General features: G+C 65.8%; 13 protein-coding genes, 1 tRNA gene, 2 pseudogenes and 1 riboswitch. Of the genes and pseudogenes, 14 read left to right on the top strand and 2 right to left on the bottom strand.

The genetic code is table 11. From position 1 onward, the window contains the following. Positions 1 to 188: 188 nt before the first annotated feature. The 7 genes and pseudogenes from BRX37_RS19260 to BRX37_RS19230 form a co-directional block, all read left to right on the top strand. Positions 189 to 467 (top strand): annotated as a pseudogene (locus BRX37_RS19260) (murein hydrolase activator EnvC family protein); the annotation flags it as partial. Positions 468 to 586: 119 nt separating this feature from the next. Beyond that, on the top strand, positions 587 to 1021 hold the full coding sequence (locus tag BRX37_RS19255; RefSeq protein ID WP_125988767.1) for a hypothetical protein: 435 nt from the start codon (positions 587 to 589) through the stop codon (positions 1019 to 1021). A gap of 124 nt (positions 1022 to 1145) precedes the next feature. Then, positions 1146 to 2501 carry a S41 family peptidase gene (locus BRX37_RS19250; protein WP_004209836.1) on the top strand — a complete coding sequence of 452 codons (1356 nt, stop codon included), beginning with the start codon at positions 1146 to 1148 and terminating at the stop codon, positions 2499 to 2501. 73 nt (positions 2502 to 2574) lie between these two features. After that, positions 2575 to 3069, top strand: coding sequence for a disulfide bond formation protein B (locus BRX37_RS19245; RefSeq protein ID WP_010336967.1), 495 nt, complete (start codon positions 2575 to 2577; stop codon positions 3067 to 3069). Further along, a complete protein-coding gene (locus BRX37_RS19240; protein ID WP_010336966.1) occupies positions 3066 to 3620 on the top strand; it encodes a demethoxyubiquinone hydroxylase family protein in 555 nt (184 codons plus the stop codon). The genes BRX37_RS19245 and BRX37_RS19240 overlap by 4 nt, the downstream gene beginning before the upstream one ends. Before the next feature lie 15 nt (positions 3621 to 3635). Beyond that, a complete protein-coding gene (locus tag BRX37_RS19235) occupies positions 3636 to 4196 on the top strand; it encodes a hypothetical protein (protein ID WP_125988765.1) in 561 nt (186 codons plus the stop codon). Between the two features lie 97 nt (positions 4197 to 4293). Continuing rightward, the gene (locus BRX37_RS19230) at positions 4294 to 4692 is read left to right on the top strand and encodes a hypothetical protein (RefSeq protein WP_004209832.1); all 399 of its coding nucleotides are present in this window, start codon (positions 4294 to 4296) and stop codon (positions 4690 to 4692) included. Between the two features lie 9 nt (positions 4693 to 4701). Here BRX37_RS19230 and BRX37_RS19225 read toward each other — a convergent pair. Continuing rightward, a pseudogene (locus BRX37_RS19225) lies at positions 4702 to 5118 on the bottom strand (DUF1801 domain-containing protein). A 34-nt stretch (positions 5119 to 5152) separates the two neighbouring features. Then, positions 5153 to 5260, top strand: a riboswitch (yybP-ykoY riboswitch). Between the two features lie 93 nt (positions 5261 to 5353). Between BRX37_RS19225 and BRX37_RS19220 the strand changes: the two are divergent. The 6 genes from BRX37_RS19220 (at position 5354) to gltB (ending at position 14974) form a co-directional block, all read left to right on the top strand. Further along, positions 5354 to 5932 (top strand): TMEM165/GDT1 family protein, encoded by a 579-nt coding sequence (locus BRX37_RS19220; protein WP_125988763.1) that lies wholly within the window; start codon positions 5354 to 5356, stop codon positions 5930 to 5932. A gap of 162 nt (positions 5933 to 6094) precedes the next feature. Further along, a complete protein-coding gene (locus BRX37_RS19215) occupies positions 6095 to 7024 on the top strand; it encodes a complex I NDUFA9 subunit family protein (protein ID WP_125988761.1) in 930 nt (309 codons plus the stop codon). Between the two features lie 183 nt (positions 7025 to 7207). After that, positions 7208 to 8017: an undecaprenyl-diphosphate phosphatase gene (locus BRX37_RS19210; protein ID WP_125988759.1), complete on the top strand. Its 810-nt coding sequence runs from the start codon at positions 7208 to 7210 to the stop codon at positions 8015 to 8017. 165 nt (positions 8018 to 8182) lie between these two features. Further along, positions 8183 to 9634, top strand: a complete 1452-nt coding sequence (locus tag BRX37_RS19205) for an NAD(P)-dependent oxidoreductase (protein ID WP_004209812.1) — start codon at positions 8183 to 8185, stop codon at positions 9632 to 9634. Beyond that, the gene (locus BRX37_RS19200) at positions 9634 to 10353 is read left to right on the top strand and encodes a DUF2059 domain-containing protein (protein WP_125988757.1); all 720 of its coding nucleotides are present in this window, start codon (positions 9634 to 9636) and stop codon (positions 10351 to 10353) included. The genes BRX37_RS19205 and BRX37_RS19200 overlap by 1 nt, the downstream gene beginning before the upstream one ends. An 85-nt stretch (positions 10354 to 10438) precedes the next feature. Then, positions 10439 to 14974: a glutamate synthase large subunit gene (gltB, locus tag BRX37_RS19195; RefSeq protein WP_004209810.1), complete on the top strand. Its 4536-nt coding sequence runs from the start codon at positions 10439 to 10441 to the stop codon at positions 14972 to 14974. On the opposite strand, the gene BRX37_RS19190 is transcribed toward gltB, so the two are convergent. Then, positions 14975 to 15496 (bottom strand): hypothetical protein, encoded by a 522-nt coding sequence (locus BRX37_RS19190; RefSeq protein WP_125988755.1) that lies wholly within the window; start codon positions 15494 to 15496, stop codon positions 14975 to 14977. A 140-nt stretch (positions 15497 to 15636) separates the two neighbouring features. Here BRX37_RS19190 and BRX37_RS19185 point away from each other — a divergent pair. After that, positions 15637 to 15723: transfer RNA gene (locus BRX37_RS19185), tRNA-Leu, on the top strand. The last annotated feature ends 89 nt before the right edge of the window (positions 15724 to 15812 follow it).

Genomic DNA, 15812 nt, shown 5'->3' with positions numbered 1-15812 from the left:
GTTCGTCGCTGTGTTCGGTACTGTCAGTCGTGTGTCCCTGGGCGCGGGGGGGGTGGAGCCGGGTGCTGCGCCGGGGGCGCGGCCGTCGGTGGGGTGTGGGGGGGGGGTTGCGGCAGTGCGGAGGGGCTCGTACCGGTTGTCGGTGGTGGATGGGCGCGTGGGGGGACACGCGATGGGGGCCGGTGGAGGTGACCCAGGCCGGCGCCCAGGCAGTCGCGCCGACCGCCGGCCGCATCGCCTTTGCCGGCCCCTATCGCGGCTATGGCCAGATCCTCATCATCGACCATGGCCAGGGCTGGACCACGCTGATCACCGGCCTGCACCGCGTCACCGCCCAGGTCGGCGAGAGTGTGCGCCAGGGCGACCCGGTCGGCCTCACCGCCGCCCAGGGCCGCCCGACAGTGACGATCGAACTGCGCCGCAACGGCCGCCCGGTGGACATCGTACCGCTGGTGGGACTGGGCTAACGCAATCGCAAGACTTGCTGCTTACGCCTGCTCGGGTGAACGCCCATACGCCTTTGCCCTTGCCTGTACATGAGATCTGGCCCGACCTGTGGCAGAGTGCCAGTGCTTGGCGGGGACGGATGATCGAAGAGTTCGCCCGCGCCGAGGCGGTCGTGACCGAAGCGTTGATCCAGCTTTCCAATGTCCCGACCAGAGGTAAGGGCGTCAATCTACCCCATCTTGTCGGCCAGCGATTTGCTGCCTTGGCCAAGGCCATCGGCACCGGCGGCCCATTCGCCGTCGAAGGCAAGGCACTATCCAAGGCCCTGGACGAGTTCATCGCCTTTGAAACGCTGCGCGCGACCTTGTGCCATGGCACGCAGACCGTCACCGTCGATCACAAAGGCCGATGGCACGTCACCTTGCGCGTACAGGCATTACGAGGCGGCAAAGCCGTGCGCGAGACGTTGGTGCTCGACGAAAACGAAGCCATCGAACGTTGCAAAACGATACATGCGGCGCGGCAACGGCTGGAGTCCAAGATCAGCCTTATGATCAAGGGTCTCGCCGGATAAGGCAATAATCACCCCCATTAACCCCACGCTCATCGACGCCAGGCAACATTGGTCGAAGCGCGCTTTTGCGTTGGATAGCGAATCGACGTATATCGATCCCTTGATGCGGACTCCAAGGACAGCCATGAAATCCACCTTCCTGCAGGGCGCGGTCGCGCTCGGCGCGCTTGCGCTCATCCCCGCCACCACCGCGGCGCTCGCCGATGGCGAGGCATCGAGCTACAAGGCGCTCGACGAATTCATGGACGTCTTCCAGAAGGTCCGCAGCGACTATGTCGAGAAGGTCGACGACGAAAAGCTGATCAAGGGCGCGATCGACGGCATGCTTGCCAGCCTCGATCCCCACAGCAGCTTCCTCGACGCGCGCGATTTCCAGAATCTGCGCACCCAGACCGAGGGCAGCTATGGCGGCCTTGGCCTGTCGGTCACGCAGGAGGATGGCGCGGTCAAGGTGATCGCCCCGACCCAGGACACGCCGGCCTGGCGCGCCGGGATCAAGGCGGGCGACTATATCACCCATATTGACGGCCAGCTCATCTATGGCGGCACGCTGGACGAGGCGGTGGACAAGATGCGCGGCGCACCGGGCACCAGCATCAAGCTGACCATCGTGCGCACCGGCCGCGACAAGCCGATCGACCTGACCCTCACCCGCGAGATCATCGAGATCAAGCCGGTGAAGTGGGAAGTGAAGAACAATATCGGCGTCATCAACATCGTCAGCTTCTCGGCCAATACCGGCGCCGATGTCCGCTCGGCGATCCGCAGCATCGACAAGAGCCTGGGCCACAAGCCGACCGGCTATATCCTCGACCTGCGCTCCAACCCCGGCGGCCTGCTGGACGAAGCGGTGTCGACCAGCGACGTCTTCCTGGAACGCGGCGAGATCGTGTCGCAGCGCGGCCGCAACAAGGGCGATGTCGAACGCTATTATGCCAAGCCCGGCGATGACGCGAAGGGCCTGCCGGTGATCGTGCTGGTCGATGCGGGCTCCGCCTCGGCCTCCGAAATCGTCGCCGGCGCGCTGCAGGACCAGCATCGCGCGCTCATCATGGGCGAACGCAGCTTCGGCAAGGGCTCGGTCCAGACCATGTTGCCGCTGTCGAACACCACCGCGCTCAAGCTCACCACCGCGCGCTACTTCACGCCTTCGGGCCGCAGCGTGCAGGAAGGCGGCATCCAGCCGGACATCAAGGTGCCGCAGCTCAGCGACCCGGATTACAAGGATCGCCCCAAGTTCCGCGAAAGCGACCTGCGCCGCCACCTGATCAACGAGATCAAGACCGACGACGCCGCGCTGGAAGAGGACAGCAAGGAAGATCCGCGCTTCGCCCAGACCGCGGAGGAGCTGAAGAAGAAGGGGATCGAGGACTTCCAGCTCGATTATGCGCTCAAGACCATTTCCCGCCTCGCCGGCACGCCGGGCGCCACCATCGCCCAGGCGCAGCAGGCCGCTGCGCGCAAGCCCGGCGCGAAATGAATAGTGCCCGTTCGGATGACCGGACGGGCAAGTTCAGCATGACGAAAGGCGGACAAGGGTTTAAGCGGGCGATATGAACAGCTTGTCCCCCGCCTTGGGCCGCGCCCGCCTGCTTGCCCTGCTCGTGCCCGTGATCGCGCTGGGCACGGCCTATGCTTCCCAGTATTTGGGCGGGCTGCATCCGTGCGAAATGTGCTGGTGGCAGCGTTATCCCCATATGGCGGCGATCCCGCTGGCGCTGGTCGCCTATGCGCTGCGCGGCCGCGCCTGCATGAGCGGCCTGTTCGCCGGTTTCGCCGGCATCGCCATCGGCATCAGCGGCGCCATCGGCCTGTTCCATGCCGGGGTCGAATATGGCTGGTGGGAAGGGCTGACCGCCTGCTCGACCACGCCGACCGGCGGCAGCAGCGCCGATATTTTGAGCCAGATCATGGCGACGCCGATCACCCGCTGCGATGTCGCGCCCTGGAGCCTCTTCGGCATTTCGCTGGCAGGCTATAACGGCCTCTTGTCGGGCGCGGCCGCGCTCGCCATCTTGGCCCTGCTGCTGAAAGCGAGGAAGGCATGAGCGCCACCAAGGATTTCCCCCGGCCGGGCCGTCGCACGAACAAGGTCGATCGCGCCTCCATGGTGCGCGTCGACCAGGCCGGCGAATTCGGCGCGGTGCGCATCTATGCCGGGCAGCTTGCGGTGATGGGCGATCGCCATCCCTATGGCCGGCTGATCGCCGGCATGGCCGCGCAGGAGGAACGCCATCGCGCCGCTTTCGACGCGCTGATCGCCAAACGCGGCGTACGGCCGACCGCGATCCATCCGATCTGGAATGTCGCCGGCTTCGCGCTGGGCGCCGTGACCGCCGCGATGGGGCCGAAGGCCGCCATGGCCTGCACCGCCGCGATCGAGACCGAGATCGACCTTCATTATGAAGAACAGTTGCAGCAACTGGGCGAGGATGATCCGGAACTCTCTGCCCTGATCAAGGATTTCCAGGCGGAGGAGGTCGAGCATCGCGACGCCGCCATCGCCCATGGCGCGGAACAGGCCCCGGCCTATCCGCTGCTGTCCGGCGCGATCCGCCTGGGTTGCCGCGCCGCCATCGCGCTCTCGAAGCGCATCTGAACAAGGGACGGACCGATGATGAAGACCCCGTTGATCGCTCTGGCCGCCGGCCTGATGCTGGGCACCGCCGCCCCCGCGTTCGCGCAGCAGGATAGCGCCCCCACGGCCGCCACCAGCACCGGCTCCGAAAAGGTCAATCTGGTCATCGTCTATGGCGATGATGCCTGTCCCCAGAGCCAGGGCGACGGCATCGTTGTGTGCGCCCGCAAGGGCGAGGAGGAACGTTACCGCATTCCCGAGCCGCTGCGCGGCGACCCCAACAAGCCCAGCAACCAGGCCTGGGGCGAGCGGGTGAAGTCGATGGAATATGTCGGCCGCGACGGCACCGAAAGCTGCTCGCCGGTCGGCGGCGGCGGCGCCACCGGCTGCTTCGCCAAGCTGTCGCGCCTCGCCAAGGCGGAACGGCAGCAGGCCGACAATGCCAGCTGGAAGGATCTGGTCGAAGCCGAGCGCGCCAGGCGCCTGTCGACCATCGACGCCGACAGCGAAGCGATCGAAAAGCGCGTTCTGGCCGAGGAAAAGGCCGACGCCGATGCCAAGAAGGCGCAGGAACAGGAAGTCCCGCCCCGGCCGTGACGGCATGGGGCGTCCTGCGGCGTCTGTTCATATCGATCCCGCGCCAGTGCAGCGCGGGACGAACGGGGTGCAACCGGGGCGAATGAAGGAATTGATGATGCGTCTCCCCCGCCCCCTGCTGATCGCCGGCCTGGCCGCGCTCGCCCTGCCCGCCGCGCCGGCCGTCGCCCAGGATGATCCGCCGCAGAAGATCTTCAACCTCATCGTCTATGGCGATGACCCCTGCCCGACCGGCCAGGGCGAGGAAATCGTGGTCTGCGCCCGCAAGCCCGAATCCGAACGCTATCGCATCCCCAAGAAGCTGCGCGAAAAGCCCGAAGAGGTGGGTGGCCCCGGCTGGGGCAGCCAGGTCGCGACGATGGAACAGACCCAGCGCCAGATCCTGCCCAACAGCTGCTCCGCCATCGGCAGCAACGGCTTCACCGGCTGCACCGCCCAGATGTTGCAGCAATGGTTCGCCGAACGGCGGATGCAGCAGAGCAGCAGCACGCCCTGAGCGCTTTTCCTAACGCGGATAGAGCCCGTCCATATGCGCCAGGCTCTGCACGATCAGCGCCTCCAGCGCGCCCATGTCGATATCGGCCAGCCGCTTGACATAGAGGCAGCCCTTGCCGCGCCGATGCTTGCCCAATGCCATGAAATCGGCGTCGTCTAGACCGGCGAGATAGAAGACCAGCTCCGCCTTGCGCGGCGCAAAGCCGATCCGTCACATGTCGCCCTCGCGCCCGCTGTCATAGCGATAATGATAGCGGCCAAAGCCAATGATGCTCGGCCCCCATAGCCGCGGCGGCTCGCCCGACAGCCGCGCCATCAACGCCGCGACGATCCGACCATCCGCCTGCCGCTCGGCCGGTTCGACCGTGTCGAGATAGGCGGCGACATCCGCCGCCGTCTCCATGGTCTTGTTCTCGCCCGTCGCCATCGGCTTGCCTTTCGCGGCCTGTCCGACTACAGGCTAGCGCGTCATCTGGGGAGTAGCCAGCCGTTCCGCTGACGGGACGGGCCATATGTCAACATATTTGGCCGAGAGGCCATGGCATATGGGATGCGGTATCAGCCGCATCGGGCGAGACCAATGGCATCGGCTTCCCAGTCCGGCCGGGCGGGGAAGACGGTGGCATTGTGTCTTTTGTCAGAGCCCGGCCCGGACGTTCTTCATGGAAGCCTTCCTCACCTCCACCGCCCTCGTCGCGCTCGCCGAAATGGGCGACAAGACGCAGTTGCTGGCCATGCTGCTCGCCACCCGCTTTCGCAAGCCGGTGCCGATCATCCTGGGCATCTTCGTCGCCACCATCGCCAATCATTTCCTCGCCGCGCTGGCCGGCCATTCGATCGCCGGGGTGCTGACCCAGCCCTGGTTCCGCTATGCCGTGGCGGGCAGCTTCATCGCCATGGCGCTCTGGACGCTGGTGCCCGACAAGATCGATGAGGATGCGCCGCTGAAGGCCCCGTCGAAGGCCGGCGTGTTCGTGACCACGCTGGTCGCCTTCTTCCTGGTCGAGATGGGCGACAAGACCCAGGTCGCGACCGTGGCGCTGGGCGCGCAGTTCGACAATCTGCTTGCCGTCACCGCCGGCACCACCTGCGGCATGATGCTGGCCAATGTCCCGGCCGTGCTGTTCGGCGAGGCGCTGGCGAAGCGCGTGCCGATGCGCGCGCTGCAGATCGGTGCGGCCCTGCTCTTCCTTCTCTTGGGCCTTTGGATGATCGCCGGACTGCAGGGCTGGATCGGCTGATTGGCTGGTCGCGTTTTCCGAGTCATCGGGTGATATCACCCGACTAGAAAACGCTCCAGAAATCGGAACACCGCCGCCGGCGGGCGGTTGTCAGCGGGCGGCGGAAGTTGCAAGGGAAACGGCACGAACTTTCCCCTTTTCGAACAGCATGGGACGCGCGTGATGAAGGACAATCTGGTAACCATCTTCGGCGGCGGCGGCTTTCTCGGGCGCCAGGTCGCCCAGGCGCTGATGGCACGCGGCGCGCGCGTGCGCATCGCCCAGCGCGACCTCGCCAATTCGGTCAAGGTGAAGGCGCTCGGCAATCTGGGCCAGACCCAGTTCGTCGCGGCCAATATCCGCAAGCCCGACACCGTCGCCCGCGCCCTGCACGGCAGCGACATCGTCATCAACCTGGTCGGCATCCTCAGCGGCGATTTCGACGCGGTCCAGCATGAGGGCGCCGCCAATGTCGCCAAGGCGGCGGCCGCCGCCGGCGTCACCGCGCTGGTCCATGTCTCGGCGATCGGCGCCGACGCCAACAGCCCTTCGGCCTATGGCCGGTCCAAGGCCGCAGGCGAAGCCGCCGTGCTGGCCGCCTTCCCGACCGCGACCATCATGCGCCCGTCGATCATCTTCGGCCAGGAGGACCAGTTCCTCAACCGCTTCGCCGGCGTCGCCAGCAGCGGCCCGGTCGTGCCGGTGATCGGCGCCGCCACCAAATTCCAGCCCGTCTATGTCGGCGACGTTGCCGAGGCGATCGCCAACGCGGCGAAGCAGCCCGGCGCCTTTGGCGGCAAGACCTTCGAACTCACCGGCCCGCAGATCATGAGCATGAAGGAAATCAACGCCTGGGTCGCCAAGGCAATCGGCCGTGGCGACAAGCCGCTGGTCGAAGTGCCCGGTGCTTTCGCCTCGCTGCTGGCGATGCTGCCCGGCGGCCCGATCACCCGCGACCAGCTCGCCATGCTGGGCCAGGACAATGTCGCCGCGCCCGGCGCGCCGGGCCTTGAGGCGCTGGGCGTCGCGCCCACGCCGATGGCCGCCGTCGCCGAACGCTGGATGGTCCCCTATCGCAAGCATGGCCGCTTCGCCGGCCGCGTGAAGGCCTGATCCATTCCCGCCATCGGCTCGACGGGCCGATGATCGGCCACGACCGGCCGTGGCCATGCCGCTTTGCCTTTTCGCTGCACTGCGGCATGGTGCATCCCTGACATATAGGCATTGCCCGGCCCTCTCCCTTCGCGGGGGGAGGGCTTGGCTTATGCGCCCCCTGCTTGAGGATCCGACATCCCCATGGACATGCATTATCTGACGGTCATCCTGCTCGGCATCGTGGAGGGATTGACCGAATTTCTCCCCGTGTCCTCGACCGGCCACCTCATCCTGGCGAGCGAGCTGCTCGGCTATGATGCGTCGGTCTGGGCGATGTTCAACGTCATGATCCAGCTCGGTGCCATCCTTGCCGTCGTCGTCCTCTACTGGCGCACCTTCTGGGCGGTGGCCATGGGCCTGCTCCGCCTCGACCCGGTCAGCATCCGCTTCGTGCGCAACCTGCTGGTCGCCTTCATCCCCGCCGTCGTCATCGGCCTTGCCCTGCACGACTATATCGACACGCTGCTCGGATCGCCCCGCGTGGTCGCCGTCGCGCTGGTGGTCGGCGGCGTCGCCATCCTGGTGATCGAACGCCTCATCAGGGAACAGCGATTCCACGGCATCGCCGACATTCCGCTGGTCCGCGTCATCGGCATCGGCTTCATCCAGTGCCTCGCCATGGTGCCGGGCGTCAGCCGCTCGGGTGCGACCATCATGGGCGCACTGACCCTGGGCGTCGAACGCCGCACCGCCGCGGAATTCAGCTTCTTCCTCGCCATCCCGACCATGCTCGGCGCCTCGACGCTGGAACTGCTCAAAAAGGGCGACCAGCTCACCAGCGCCCAGGTCGGCTGGGACAGCATCGCGCTCGGCTTCATCGTATCCTTCATCGTCGCGCTGCTGGTGATCAAATGGTTCGTCGGCCTGGTGTCGCGCCATGGCTTCGCACCCTTTGCCTGGTATCGAATCATTGCCGGCATCGGCGCGCTGGTCTGGCTCAGCCTGATATAGGGCCGATACGGACCTAATATTTGAAAGATAATTACAGCGCCGCGACAGTCTCTTCCGAAACCGCCAGATAATAGGTCAACTTAGCTGACCCAAATGCCAGAATCCGCGTGACTCCGCGGGTTTTCCTGCTATGCGCACTGCAAACAATCGTTGCAGGGAAATGCCATGGCTGAAAATCCGATGCTGAAGTTCGTGGGCAAGGAACAGGCCTATCCGGAAAAGCGCGGCGCTGATGCGCGCGCCGAGGACTTTCTGGAAATCAGCAAGTCCTTCATTCTGGACAAGGCCGAGGAACAGGCGTCGCGCTGCTCGCAATGCGGCGTGCCCTATTGCTCGACCCATTGCCCGCTGCACAATCATATCCCCGACTGGCTGCGCCTGACCGCCGAAGGCCGGTTGCGCGAAGCCTATGAGCTGTCGAACCTGACCAGCACCATGCCGGAAATCTGCGGCCGCATCTGCCCGCAGGACCGTCTGTGCGAAGGCAATTGCGTGATCGAATTTTCCGGCCACGGATCGGTCACCATCGGCTCGGTGGAAAAGTTCATCACCGACACCGCCTGGAAGGAAGGCTGGGTCGAACCGCTCGTCCCCGGCGCCGCGCGCGGCCAGTCGGTCGGCGTCATCGGCGCCGGCCCTGCCGGCCTCACCACCGCCGAATATCTACGCGTCGCGGGCTATGAAGTGCATGTCTATGACCGGCACGACCGCGCCGGCGGCCTGCTGACCTATGGCATCCCCGGCTTCAAGCTGGAAAAGGACGTCGTCATGCGCCGCGTCCAGCGGCTCAAGGATGGCGGCATCATCTTCCACGAAGGGTTCGAGGTCGGCCGCGACGCCAGCATGGAACAGCTGCGCGCCAAGCATGACGCGATCCTGATCGCCACCGGCGTCTACAAGGCCCGCGACATCAAGGCGCCGGGCGTCGGCGCACCGGGCGTGGTCAAGGCGCTCGACTATCTCACCGCCTCCAACAAGGCCGGCTTCGGCGATGCCGTGCCCGGCCATGAGGATGGCACCCTGCTTGCCACCGGCAAGAATGTCGTCGTGATCGGCGGCGGCGACACCGCGATGGACTGCGTCCGCACCGCCATCCGCCAGGGCGCCAAGTCGGTGAAGTGCCTCTATCGCCGCGACCGCGACAATATGCCCGGCTCGCAGCGCGAAGTCGCCAATGCCGAGGAGGAAGGCGTCGAGTTCGTCTGGCTGACCGCGCCGATCGCCTTCGAGGGCACGGAGCATGTCACCGGCGTAAAGGTCACCAAGATGCGCCTGGGTTCGCCCGATGCGTCGGGCCGCCGCGCGCCCGAGCCCGATCCGGGCAGCGAACATACGCTGGAAGCCGATCTGGTCATCAAGGCGCTGGGCTATGATCCCGAAGACCTGCCCCGCCTGTTCGGTGCCGACGACCTGTCGGTCACCCGCTGGGGCACGCTGCGCGTCGATCACAAGACGATGATGACCAGCATGGACGGCGTCTTCGCCGCCGGCGACATCGTGCGCGGCGCATCGCTGGTGGTCTGGGCCATCCGCGATGGCCGCGACGTGACCGACCATATGCACAAATATCTCAAGGCCAAGGCCGTCGCCGCCGCCAGCGAGAAGGTTGCCGCCTGATGCGCCTCGCCTTCCTATCCCTGTTGCTGCTGACGGCCCCGGTCGCCGTGCAGGCGCAGACGCCGGTGGCGCCTGTAGCCGCCGAGCAGCCGGTCGATCCGGCGCTGCTCGCCAAGGCGCAGCCGATCGCCGCCCTCATCCTGCCCGACGGCACGATGGAAAAGATGATGGGCCCGATGATGCAGAAGATGATGGGCCCGATGATGGACAGCATGACCAAGATGCCCATCCGCGAGTTCCTGAAAGTCGGCGGCATCGACCCCGAACGGGCCGAAGGTCTGGGCGAAGGCACGATGGAGGAAATGATGGCGATCCTCGATCCCAATTTCCGCAAGCGGATGGACGTGATCGTCAACACCATGATGCCCGCCATGGGCCGCTTCATGGGCCGTTACGAACCGGACATGCGCGCCGGCATGGCGGAGGCTTTTGCCTATCGCTACAATGCCACCGAGCTGGATCAGATCGCCGCCTTCCTGAAGACGCCGACCGGCGCCAAGTTCGGCGAGGGCTTCATGCAGCTGGCAACCGACCCCCATTATATCGGCCGCATGCAGAAGATCATGCCCGACATGATGAAGGCCATGCCGGAGATCATGCAATCCTCCCAGGCCGAACTCGCCAAGCTGCCCAAGCCGCGCACCTATAAAGACCTGACCAAGGCCGAACGCGACCGCCTCACCGCATTGCTCGGGGCGGACACGCAAAAGGCAAACTGACGATCGACGCCGGCACGCCGGCACCAACAGAATGAAGGCAGCCGTGCCCCAAGAAGGGGACGGCCAGATGCAAGGGTAAGTCATCATGACCGACACCAATTTCATGGCCAGCCCCGAAGAGCGCGCACGCATCGCTGCCGAGGGCATGTATCATCCCGAGATGGAGGGCGATGCCTGCGGCGTCGGCCTGGTCGCCGCGACCGACGGCCGGCCCAGCCGCCGCGTCGTTTCTTCCGCGATCGATGCGCTGAAAGCCGTGTGGCACCGCGGCGCGGTCGACGCCGATGGCAAGACCGGCGATGGCGCGGGCATCCATGTCGACCTGCCGGTCCGCTTCTTCGACGATGCGATCGCCGATTCGGGCCACAAGCCGCTGCCCAACCGCCTCGCCGTCGGCATGATCTTCCTGCCGCGCACCGACCTCAGCGCGCAGGAAACCTGCCGCACCATCGTCGAGGCCGAGATCATCGACGCGGGCTACACCATCTATGGCTGGCGCCAGGTGCCGGTCGACGTCTCCGTCATCGGCGAGAAGGCGCAGCGCACCCGTCCCGAGATCGAGCAGATCATGATCGCCGGCCCGATGCCGGAAGAACGCGACGTCGGCGAGTTCGAGAAGGATCTCTACCTGATCCGCCGCCGCATCGAGAAGAAGGTGATCGAAGCGCAGATCAGCGATTTCTACGTCTGCTCGCTGTCGTGCCGCTCGATCATCTACAAGGGCCTGTTCCTCGCCGAATCGCTGTCGGTCTTCTATCCGGACCTGCAGGACGAACGGTTCGAGAGCCGTGTCGCCATCTTCCACCAGCGCTATTCGACCAACACCTTCCCGCAATGGTGGCTGGCCCAGCCGTTCCGCACCCTCGCCCATAATGGCGAGATCAACACGATCCGCGGCAACAAGAACTGGATGAAGAGCCACGAGATCAAGATGGCTTCGCTGGCCTTCGGCGAGCAGTCGGAGGACATCAAGCCGGTGATCCCGGCCGGCGCGTCGGATACCGCCGCACTGGACGCCGTGTTCGAAGCGATCTGCCGCTCCGGCCGCGACGCGCCCACGGCCAAGCTGATGCTGGTGCCCGAGGCATGGCAGGCGGAAAGCGCCGAGCTGCCCAAGGCGCATGCCGACATGTATGAATATCTCGCCTCCGTGATGGAGCCGTGGGATGGCCCGGCCGCACTCGCGATGACCGACGGCCGCTGGGTCGTGGCCGGCGTCGACCGCAACGCGTTGCGCCCGCTGCGCTACACGCTGACCGGCGACAATCTGCTGATCGTGGGTTCGGAAACCGGCATGGTCGTCGTGCCCGAAACCACCATCGTCCAGAAGGGCCGCATGGGTCCGGGCCAGATGATCGCGATCGATCTGCAGGAAGGCGAAGTCTATGACGACCGCGCGATCAAGGATCGCATCGCGGGCGAGCGCCCCTATGGCGATCTGATCAAGGACTTCCTCGACATCACCGACCTGCCCGACGTCCCCAGCGCCCTGCCGGCATGGGACAAGGCGGAACTGACCCGTCGTCAGGTCGCGGCCAACATGACGCTGGAGGATATGGAACTGATCCTCGCGCCGATGGTGGAGGATGCCAAGGAAGCGATCGGCTCGATGGGTGATGACACGCCGCTGGCGGTCATCTCCGACAAGCCGCGCACCATCAGCCATTTCTTCCGCCAGAATTTCAGCCAGGTCACCAACCCGCCGATCGACCCGTTGCGCGAACGGCATGTGATGAGCCTCAAGACGCGCTTCTCCAACCTCCACAACATCCTGGAGGAAGATGCGCAGAACAGCCATGTGCTGGTGCTGGAATCGCCGGTGCTCAACAGCGCGGAATGGGCGCGGCTCAAGGCCTATTTCGGCCCGGCCGTGGCCGAAATCGACTGCACCTTCCCCTCGACCGGCGGCCAGGAACAGCTGCGCGCGGCGATCGCCCGCATCCGTGAGGAAGCCGAGCAGGCGGTGCGCGAAGGACGCAGCGAACTGTTCCTGACCGACGAGCGCGCCGGGCAGGACCGGGTCGCGATCCAGGGCGTGCTGGCGGCCGCGGCCGTCCACACCCATCTCGTCCGCAAGGGCCTGCGCAGCTATGCGTCGATCAACGTGCGGTCGGCCGAAGCGCTCGACACCCATTATTTCGCGGTGCTGATTGGCGTCGGCGCAACCACGGTGAACGCCTATCTGGCCGAAGCCAGCATCGCCGATCGCCACGCCCGTGGCCTGTTCGGCGACCTGACCCTCGACCAGTGTTTCGAGCGTCAGCGCACCGCGATCAACGAGGGTCTGCTCAAGATCATGTCCAAGATGGGCATCGCGGTCGTCAGCTCCTATCGTGGCGGCTATAATTTCGAAGCGGTCGGCCTGTCGCGCGCCCTGGTCAACGATCTCTTCCCCGGCATGCCGGCGAAGATTTCGGGCGAAGGCTATGCCTCGCTCCACTATTCGGCGATGCTGCGCCACGACAAGGCCTATGACAGCGCGGTCGTCCGCCTGCCGATCGGCGGCTTCTATCGCCAGCGCAACGGCGGCGAGGCTCATGCCTATTCCGCCCAGCTGATGCACCTGCTGCAGACCGCCGTCGGCACCGACAGCTATTCGACCTATCTGCAATTCTCGCGCGGCGTGCGCGACCTGCCGCCGGTCTATCTGCGCGACCTGATGGAGTTCAACTTCGCCCGCGAGGCAGTGCCGATCGACGAGGTGGAAGCCACCACCGAGATCCGCAAGCGCTTCGTGACGCCGGGCATGTCGCTGGGCGCGCTCAGCCCCGAAGCGCATGAGACGCTGGCGATCGCCATGAACCGCATCGGCGCCAAGGCTGTGTCGGGCGAGGGTGGCGAGGACGCCGCGCGCTTCAAGCCCTATGAGAATGGCGACAATGCCAATTCGGTGATCAAGCAGATCGCGTCGGGCCGCTTCGGCGTCCATGCCGAATATCTGGGATCGGCCGAGGAAATCGAGATCAAGGTCGCACAGGGCGCCAAGCCCGGCGAGGGCGGCCAGCTGCCCGGTTTCAAGGTGACCGAATTCATCGCCCGCCTGCGTCACTCGACGCCCGGCGTGACGCTGATCTCGCCGCCGCCGCACCATGACATCTACTCAATCGAGGATCTCGCGCAGCTCATCTATGACTGCAAGATGATCAACCCGCGCGCCCGCGTCTGCGTCAAGCTGGTCAGCCAGGCCGGCATCGGCACGGTCGCGGCGGGCGTGGCGAAAGCGCATGCCGACGTCATCCTGGTCGCCGGCCATGTCGGCGGCACCGGCGCCAGCCCGCAAACCTCGATCAAATATGCCGGCACCCCCTGGGAAATGGGGCTGTCGGAAGCCAATCAGGTGCTGACCCTCAACGGCCTGCGCCACCGCGTGAAGCTGCGCACCGATGGCGGCCTCAAGACCGGGCGCGACATCGTCATCGCCGCGATCCTGGGCGCCGAGGAGTTCGGCATCGGCACGTTGTCGCTGGTCGCCATGGGCTGCATCATGGTGCGTCAGTGCCACAGCAACACCTGCCCCGTGGGCGTCTGCGTGCAGGATGAGAAGCTGCGCCAGAAGTTCACCGGCACCCCGGAAAAGGTCATCAACCTGATGACCTTCATCGCCGAGGAAGTGCGCGAGATCCTGGCCCGCCTGGGCTTCCGCAGCCTGGACGAGGTGATCGGTCGCACCGAACTGTTGAAGCAGGTCAATCGCGGCGCCGAGCATCTCGACGATCTCGATCTCAACCCGATCCTGGCCAAGGTCGACGCACCCGACGAGCATCGCCGCTTCAGCCTGCCCCAGTGGCGCAATGAAGTGCCCGACAGCCTCGACGCGCAGATGATGAAGGATGCCCGCGCCGTGTTCGAGCGCGGCGAGAAGATGCAGCTGACCTACACGGTGCGCAACACGCACCGCGCCGTCGGCACCCGCCTCTCCTCGGCCGTGACCGAAAAGTTCGGCATGTCGACGCTGGCGGACGGCCATCTGACCGTGCGCCTGCGCGGTTCGGCCGGCCAGTCGCTCGGCGCCTTCCTCTGCAAGGGCATCACCCTGGAAGTGTTCGGCGACGCCAACGACTATGTCGGCAAGGGGCTTTCGGGCGGCATCATCAAGGTGCGCACCACCGTCTCCTCGCCGCTGTCGTCGAAGGACAACACCATCCTTGGCAACACCGTCCTCTACGGCGCGACCAGCGGCAAGCTGTTCGCGGCGGGCCAGGCCGGCGAGCGCTTCGCGGTCCGCAATTCGGGCGCGAAGGTGGTGGTCGAAGGCTGCGGCGCCAATGGCTGCGAATATATGACCGGCGGCACCGCCGTGATCCTGGGCAAGACCGGCGCCAATTTCGGCGCGGGCATGACCGGCGGCATGGCCTTCATCCTCGACGAGGATGGCAGCTTCCCGAGCCGCGCCAACCCGGAAAGCATCGTCTGGCAGCGTCTGGACAGTGCCCATTGGGAAGGCGAGCTCAAGGCGCTGATCGCCGAACATGCGGTCGCGACCGACAGCAAATGGTCGAACACCATCCTGGAGGATTGGGATCGCTGGCGCCGGTACATCTGGCAGGTCTGCCCGAAGGAAATGGTCAATCGCCTGGCCCATCCGCTGAGCGACGCATCGACCCCGGTCGCTGCCGAATAATTACTGCGGCAAGCCCGCCTCTGCCGGTTCTGCGGGGACCGGCGGGGGCGGGGGCGGCGCCGTCGTCGCCGCGACCGGCCTCAGCGCCGGTCCCGGTTCCGCCTCGCCCGCCGCGAATCGCTCGATCCGCGGCGGCAGGCGATCCACCCGCACCGTCGGCTGCGGCAGCGGCGGGTCACCCAGCGCCGCCGATTCGACCGGCTGTTCCTCCTGCGCCAGATAGTCGCGCACTGCAGGATCGCGCGATTCGCCGATCATGCCATCGGCATCCAGCCCCGCCATGTCGGCTTTCATCCGCCGTTCCTCCAAGGTCGGTCCGCATCCGGTGCAGGTCACGAACGCCGGTCCGCGCTCGGCCTCCGGCGAATTCGGCACCGCCCCCATGTCGCCGCTATCCAATTCCGCCTCCAGCGCAGGCCGCACCGGCTTTTGCGGGCTGGTGACATAGGCGCCCAGGCCCAGGCCCATCACGGCGGCGGCCACCAGCGCGCCGCCCGATCCCACCCAGAAATGCAACGACATGGGGCCAGCCCCCTTTCGCAACCGATTTTCTGCCAAACAAAGATAACGTTGATGCCGATCACTGGTTGCATGACCCAAAAGCCTTTGCTAAGGGCCGCCTCCTACCAAGGCACCGGCCCCGCCGGTTTCCCTGTTGATGTGCGGTCGTGGCGGAATTGGTAGACGCGCAACGTTGAGGTCGTTGTGGCCGAAAGGCCGTGGAAGTTCGAGTCTTCTCGACCGCACCATCACTTTCCCGATAGCTGCAGATGATGATGACAGCCCCTTCGGGCACCACCCATCCTGCCTGCCCGGCCTTGGTTCTCCAGCCGAATTT

Source organism: Sphingomonas sp. S-NIH.Pt3_0716, assembly GCF_003950715.1.
Lineage (GTDB): Bacteria > Pseudomonadota > Alphaproteobacteria > Sphingomonadales > Sphingomonadaceae > Sphingobium > Sphingobium yanoikuyae_A.
The sequence above is the reverse complement of the archived record's forward strand: the minus strand, read 5'-3'. Positions and strand labels throughout refer to the sequence as shown.

What these genes read in the sequence shown, in the direction of transcription:
- BRX37_RS19200 (WP_125988757.1), top strand. Translation starts at nt 9,634, where the DNA reads ATGCGCCTCGCCTTCCTATCCCTGTTGCTGCTGACGGCCCCGGTCGCC.
- BRX37_RS19215 (WP_125988761.1), top strand. Translation starts at nt 6,095, where the DNA reads ATGAAGGACAATCTGGTAACCATCTTCGGCGGCGGCGGCTTTCTCGGG.
- BRX37_RS19250 (WP_004209836.1), top strand. Translation starts at nt 1,146, where the DNA reads ATGAAATCCACCTTCCTGCAGGGCGCGGTCGCGCTCGGCGCGCTTGCG.
- BRX37_RS19245 (WP_010336967.1), top strand. Translation starts at nt 2,575, where the DNA reads ATGAACAGCTTGTCCCCCGCCTTGGGCCGCGCCCGCCTGCTTGCCCTG.
- BRX37_RS19205 (WP_004209812.1), top strand. Translation starts at nt 8,183, where the DNA reads ATGGCTGAAAATCCGATGCTGAAGTTCGTGGGCAAGGAACAGGCCTAT.
- BRX37_RS19190 (WP_125988755.1), bottom strand. Translation starts at nt 15,496, where the DNA reads ATGTCGTTGCATTTCTGGGTGGGATCGGGCGGCGCGCTGGTGGCCGCC.
- BRX37_RS19255 (WP_125988767.1), top strand. Translation starts at nt 587, where the DNA reads ATGATCGAAGAGTTCGCCCGCGCCGAGGCGGTCGTGACCGAAGCGTTG.
- BRX37_RS19210 (WP_125988759.1), top strand. Translation starts at nt 7,208, where the DNA reads ATGGACATGCATTATCTGACGGTCATCCTGCTCGGCATCGTGGAGGGA.
- BRX37_RS19235 (WP_125988765.1), top strand. Translation starts at nt 3,636, where the DNA reads ATGATGAAGACCCCGTTGATCGCTCTGGCCGCCGGCCTGATGCTGGGC.
- gltB (WP_004209810.1), top strand. Translation starts at nt 10,439, where the DNA reads ATGACCGACACCAATTTCATGGCCAGCCCCGAAGAGCGCGCACGCATC.
- BRX37_RS19240 (WP_010336966.1), top strand. Translation starts at nt 3,066, where the DNA reads ATGAGCGCCACCAAGGATTTCCCCCGGCCGGGCCGTCGCACGAACAAG.
- BRX37_RS19230 (WP_004209832.1), top strand. Translation starts at nt 4,294, where the DNA reads ATGCGTCTCCCCCGCCCCCTGCTGATCGCCGGCCTGGCCGCGCTCGCC.
- BRX37_RS19220 (WP_125988763.1), top strand. Translation starts at nt 5,354, where the DNA reads ATGGAAGCCTTCCTCACCTCCACCGCCCTCGTCGCGCTCGCCGAAATG.